This window comes from Longimicrobiaceae bacterium, assembly GCA_035696245.1.
Lineage (GTDB): Bacteria > Gemmatimonadota > Gemmatimonadetes > Longimicrobiales > Longimicrobiaceae > DASRQW01.
The window spans coordinates 1-5,583 of sequence record DASRQW010000543.1 but is presented as its reverse complement, the minus strand read 5'-3'; the positions used below and the strand labels follow the sequence as shown (position 1 = coordinate 5,583).

General features: G+C 70.2%; 4 protein-coding genes. 1 reads left to right on the top strand and 3 read right to left on the bottom strand.

Translation table 11 applies throughout. The features are described from left to right. Position 1: 1 nt before the first annotated feature. Positions 2-1,396, bottom strand: coding sequence for an amino acid permease (locus tag VFE05_24080; GenBank protein ID HET6233176.1), 1,395 nt, complete (start codon positions 1,394-1,396; stop codon positions 2-4). Positions 1,397-1,794: 398 nt separating this feature from the next. Here VFE05_24080 and VFE05_24075 point away from each other — a divergent pair, with 398 nt between their 5' ends. Beyond that, positions 1,795-4,041 carry a S9 family peptidase gene (locus VFE05_24075; GenBank protein HET6233175.1) on the top strand — a complete coding sequence of 749 codons (2,247 nt, stop codon included), beginning with the start codon at positions 1,795-1,797 and terminating at the stop codon, positions 4,039-4,041. Positions 4,042-4,218: 177 nt separating this feature from the next. On the opposite strand, the gene VFE05_24070 is transcribed toward VFE05_24075, so the two are convergent. Continuing rightward, positions 4,219-4,413 (bottom strand): hypothetical protein, encoded by a 195-nt coding sequence (locus VFE05_24070; GenBank protein HET6233174.1) that lies wholly within the window; start codon positions 4,411-4,413, stop codon positions 4,219-4,221. Between the two features lie 153 nt (positions 4,414-4,566). Next, a complete protein-coding gene (locus VFE05_24065; protein ID HET6233173.1) occupies positions 4,567-5,466 on the bottom strand; it encodes a lysyl oxidase family protein in 900 nt (299 codons plus the stop codon). Positions 5,467-5,583: the final 117 nt, after the last annotated feature.

Here is a 5,583-nt window from a genome sequence, read left to right as displayed (position 1 = left end):
ATCAGGTCGCCGGCCGCGCCCCGTCACGACTCTTGATCATCTGCCAGATGTAGTAGACGGGGATGCCGAGGAGGATGAGGCCGGCGCCGACGGCGGCCGGACGCGGCTCCTGAACGGCTGCGTTCACCAGCATGGCGACGGAGGCGAGCAGGAAGACGAGCGGCGGCAGCGGGTACGCCGTGGTGCGGTACGGGCGCGGCAGGTCCGGACGGCGCGCGCGGAGGATGAAGACGGCGGCCACGGCCAGCGCGTAGAACGGCCAGATGCCCAGGATGAAGCTGTCCGCCAGCTCCTCGAAGCTGCGGAAGGAGACGTAGCCCACGCCCAGCGCCGTCGCGAGCAGGATCGCCGCGTACGGCGTGTGGAAGCGGCGGTGCACGGCGGCGATGGGGCGGAAGAAGAGCCCGTCCTCGGCCATCGCGTAGAAGATACGCGGCCCGGTCATCATCGACCCGTTCAGCGCGCCGAACGCGCTCATCATCACCATCGCCGAGACGACGGCGGAGCCCACCGCGCCGAAGATGCGCTGCGCCGCGTCGGCCGCGACGAGCTTGGAGGCGGCCATCACCGGCAACGGCAGCAGGTAGAGGTACACGGCGTTCACCGCCAGGTAGATGGCGACCACCGCCGCGACCCCGCCCAGCAGCGCGCGCGGCAGCGTGCGGTCCGGGTCCTTCACCTCGCCGGACATGAAGGTCAGGTCGGCCCATCCGTCGTACGCCCACATCACCGAGACGAGCGCCAGGCCGAAGCCGCCCCACGACAGCGGCGCCCACGACACCGGCTGCGACAGCGCGCCCTCGCCCGCGTGGCCGAAGAGGAAGCCGACCAGCGCCAGGCCCAGCAGCGCCAGCGACTTGGCCGCCGTGCTCACGTTCTGCACCACCGCGCCCCAGCGCACCGAGCGGATGTTCGCGAGCCCCACCAGCACGATCGCACCGGCCGCGATCCACCGCACCGACGGGTCGCCCCAGCCGAAGAGGCGCGCGGTGTACTCCGCGAACAGCACCGCGATGGCGCCGATGGCCGAGGGGCGGATCACCAGTAGCTCCGTCCACCCGAACAGGAACGCGGGCAGCGGCCCGAACCCTTCGCGGATGAAGACGTACACGCCGCCGGATCGCGGGAACATCCCCGCCAGCTCCGCCACCGTGAGCGCGCCGAAGAGCGCCACCAGCGCGCCCAGTGTCCACAGCATCGTCACCGCGCCGACGGTGCCTACGCGCTCCGCCACCGCGCCCGGCACCCGGAAGATGCCGCTGCCGATGGTGCTGCCCACCAGGATGGCCGCCGCGCTCCACACGCCCAGACGCCGCGGCAGGCGGTCCAGCCCCGCGCCCGCCGGTCCGTCCGCACGCTGCTGCTCGTAGTCCACCACGGGAGATGTCTGGCTCACGGCGCGCGTCCGGGCGAGGGTGTGAAAGGCAGGAAATCGGAAGATGTACGGCAGGGGATTCACCCGAAGATACGGGCCCGCTCCGCGGAAGCCAACCTGCGGGAAGCGACCGATGCCAGGCGTCGACGAACCGCATCCCGCCCGCACCGCGCGGACGACAATTCCGGATGGGATGATGGGAGATGCGCGCCGCCTCGCGGTTTGTCCCCGCAGGGGGACTTTGCGCTTTTGTTGCCGCGACTTCAGTCGCCCGCCGGCCGTCAGCCTCCCTCCGAGACGGGAACCAGACTGGCGCGCCGCCGTACAACTGCGGCATACTGTCACGCATCTCTACAGCAACCCGCCATGCTCCTCCAGCGAGCGCGGCGCGTGATCCAATCTACCGAACAAGGGACCGCATGCAGATCCGGGCTCGCTCGGCCGTCGCCGGGCTGTCACTCGCGCTGGCGTCGCTGGCGCCCGCGCTTCCCGCCGCCGCGCAGGTGCAGCAGGCGGCGAACACCTCGCAGCCCGTGTCGCCGGGGCGGCTGAGCGTGCAGCGCATCTTCGGGAGCGGCGACTTCCGCACCGCCAGCCTTCCGGCGGTGAAGTGGATGAAGGACGGCCGCCGGTTCACCTTCGTCTCCGCCGCGGCGGGCGGCACCACCGACCTCACGGCCGAGGACGCCCGCACCGGCACGCGCACGCTCCTGGTGGAAGGGGCGCGCCTGGTGCCCGCGGGCGGCACGCAGCCCATCGGCATCGAGGGCTACCAGTGGTCGGCCGACGAGCGGAAGCTGCTCATCTACAGCAACTCGCAGCAGGTCTGGCGCGAGAACACCAAGGGCCTGTACTACGTGCTCGACGTGGCCAGCGGGCGGCTGACGCCCGTCTCCAGCGCGAAGGGCTGGCAGCAGTTCGCCAAGTTCTCGCCAGACGGGACGAAGGTGGGCTTCGTGCGCGACAACGACCTGTGGGTCGCGGACCTCGCCACCGGCCGCGAGACACGCCTCACGAACGACGGCAGCGAGACGGTCACCAACGGCACGTTCGACTGGGTCTACGAGGAAGAGCTGGACCTGCGCGACGGCTGGCGGTGGAGCCCGGACGGGCAGCGCATCGCCTTCTGGCGGCTGGACGACGCGCCGGTGGGCATCTTCAACCTGGTCACCGACACGTCCGGCGTCTACAACACCGTCACCCGTCTTCGCTACCCCAAGCCGGGCACGCCCAACCCGCTGGTGAAGGTCGGCGTCGTCCCCGTCACCGGCGGGGCGACCACCTGGATCGACACGGGGAACGACCGCGAGGCGTACCTGGCCCGGATGGAGTGGGCCGCGTCGCCCACGGAGATCGTGGTGCAGCGCCTGAACCGCCACCAGAACCGGCTGGACGTGCTGCTGGCCGACGCGCGCACCGGCACCACCCGCCCGCTCTTCACCGACGCGGACAGCGCGTGGGTGGAGGTGGACGACGACATGACGTTCGTGCACGGCGGCCGGCAGATGCTGTGGAGCAGCGAGCGCGACGGCTACAACCACCTCTACCTGTACAACCGCGATGGCTCGCTGGCCAAGCAGCTCACCAAGGGCGCGTGGGACGTGACGGCGGTGTACGGCGTGGACGAGGCCGCGGGCTACGTCTACTTCGCGGCGACGGAGCGCGGACCGCGCGAGCGGCAGCTGTACCGCGTGAAGCTGGACGGCAGCGGCTTCCAGCGCCTGAGCGCCGAGCCCGGCACGCACCGCATGGAGCTGAGCCCCGGCTCGCCCTTCTACCTGGACGTCTTCTCGCAGGCCGGCGTGGCACCCACCACCACGCTGCACGCCACCGACGGCGCCGCGGTGCGCACGCTGGTGGACAACGCCCGCGCGAACGCCACGCTCGCCGCGCTGGACGTGAAGAAGCCCGAGTGGTTCAGCTTCCGCACGCCGGATGGGGTGGAGCTGAACGGGTCGATGATGAAGCCGGCGAACTTCGACCCGGCGAAGAAGTACCCGGTGCTCATCTACGTCTACGGCGGCCCCGGCTCGCAGCAGGTGACGGACGCGTGGGGCGGCACGCGCTACCTGTACCACCAGATGCTGGCGCAGCACGGCTACATCGTGGTGAGCGTGGACAACCGCGGCACCGGCGGGCGCGGCGCGGCGTTCAAGCACGCCGTGTACCTCAACCTGGGCCGCACCGAGACGGCCGACCAGATCGCCGCGGCCAACTACCTGGCCACGCTGCCGTACGTGGACGGCTCGCGCCTGGGCATCTGGGGCTGGAGCTACGGCGGCTACATGACGTCGCTGACGATGATGCGGCCGGGCAGCCCGTTCAAGGCCGGCATCGCCGTGGCGCCGGTGACCGACTGGGACCTGTACGACTCCATCTACACCGAGCGCTACATGCGGACGCCGCTGGAGAACCCGCGCGGCTACGCCGACAACGCGCCGGCGGTGCTCGCGCCCAGCCTCAAGGGCGACCTGCTCGTCATCCACGGCACGGGCGACGACAACGTGCACTTCCAAAACAGCCTCAAGCTGGCCAACGCGCTGGAGATGTCGGGCAAGCAGTTCCAGCTCATGGCGTACCCCAGCCGGAACCACTCCATCTCCGGCGGCGGCACCAGCATGCACCTCTACACGCTCATGTCCAACTGGATCGAGACGCACCTGTAAGCGCCTGGGGAGATGTAGACCGGCAGGCGTGAAAACGGCGAGCCCTCCGCGAGATCATATCCGGAGGGCTCGTCGTTTTCGGTAGATGGGATGCGCATCCTTGCCACGGCCGCACCGTCCGATCCGGCCCATCGCGCAGTCACGGCTGGCTGGGGCGGACGATGTGAGGCGGCCCGTCTACTCCGCGATGCCGCCGCTGTTGCGCGGGTTGAGCGTCTTGCCCTGCACCGGCTTCACCTCCGGCTCGGCGGACGGGTCCGTCGCGGCGGGGACGGGGCCGCTCCCCGCCGCATCGTCGACGCCGTGCGGTGCGTCCTTGCGCGCCGCCGGGTTCACCTCGCCGTGCTTCGTGTCCTCCCGCTCGTGCACCATCTCGCCTCCCGCCGTTGGTCGCTCGCGTGACAGCCGTCACATCGTGCCGGGAAGCCAGCAAGTGGCGCACCGCGGATGTGCCGGTGGTGCACGACGAACGAAGGGGGCGCGGAACCGTCCGCGCCCCCTTCGCCGTTCATCCGCCGCCAGCGATCAGGTGGTCGGACGGTTCTCGTCGTCGGAATAGTCGGTGGCCGTCTTCATCGCGCCGCCGGTCTTGCCCGTGCGGGCCGGGACGTCGATGGTGATCTGGCCCACGTTGTTGGTGTAGCTCGCCTCGGCGAAGTTGTGGCACATGCCGACGGGGTCCAGCACCGGGCAGGGCTGCCCCGTCACGTGCGCGAACGGCGGGTTCACCGTGATGCGCAGCACGTAGCGGCCCGCGGGCACCGGCTCGGCCGGATCGTCGAGCACGAAGTACTGCCCGCCCAGCGCCTTCACGTAGGTGTCCGCGTAGCCCACCGAGATGCCCTGGTTGCCGGCCGACTCCGGGGTGCCGCAGCTCACGTACACACGCTGCTTGGGCGGCGAGTCTGCCGAGAACGGCGTCGTGTCGATCATGCAGAAGCCGCGCTTCCGCGCCTTCACCGAGGTGCCCAGCGTGCCGTTGGCGAGCACGGGGAACATCTCGTACTTGGCGTAGTTGCGGAAGTGGAAGTGGTGGTGGCACGGCGCGAACTCGTACGTGCCGTCGCTGTCGTTGTAGTTGCCGTCGCCGTTCGGGTCGATGTGCGTGCGCGGGTCGCCGATCGCCACGTCGGCGTCGCCGATGTTGGGCGTGGTCACCGTGAAGCGAAGCAGCAGGTGATCGCCCGAGGGCACGTCGCCCTCGATCACGCTGCACGTGTTGGAGAGCAGCGTCTCGTGGGAGATGACCCACGAGCTGGCCAGCTTGCCGGCGTCCACCACCAGGTCCGGCATACCCACCAGGTCCGGCGTGCCCAGCGCCAGCTTGGGCTTCGACGCCGTGATCGCGCTCTGCTGGCGTGCGCCGTCGCACGCCGACAGCGCCAGCAGCGCGACGGCGCCGAGAATGACTGCCTTGCCTTGCATGTAGCCTCCAGGAAAGGAATGGGATGCGGAGGAGGAAATCCCCCGCGGAACCGACGCCCGCGCAGAGACGGCGGGCGGTACTGCATGCGGCGACAACAAGATGCGCAACAGCGTATT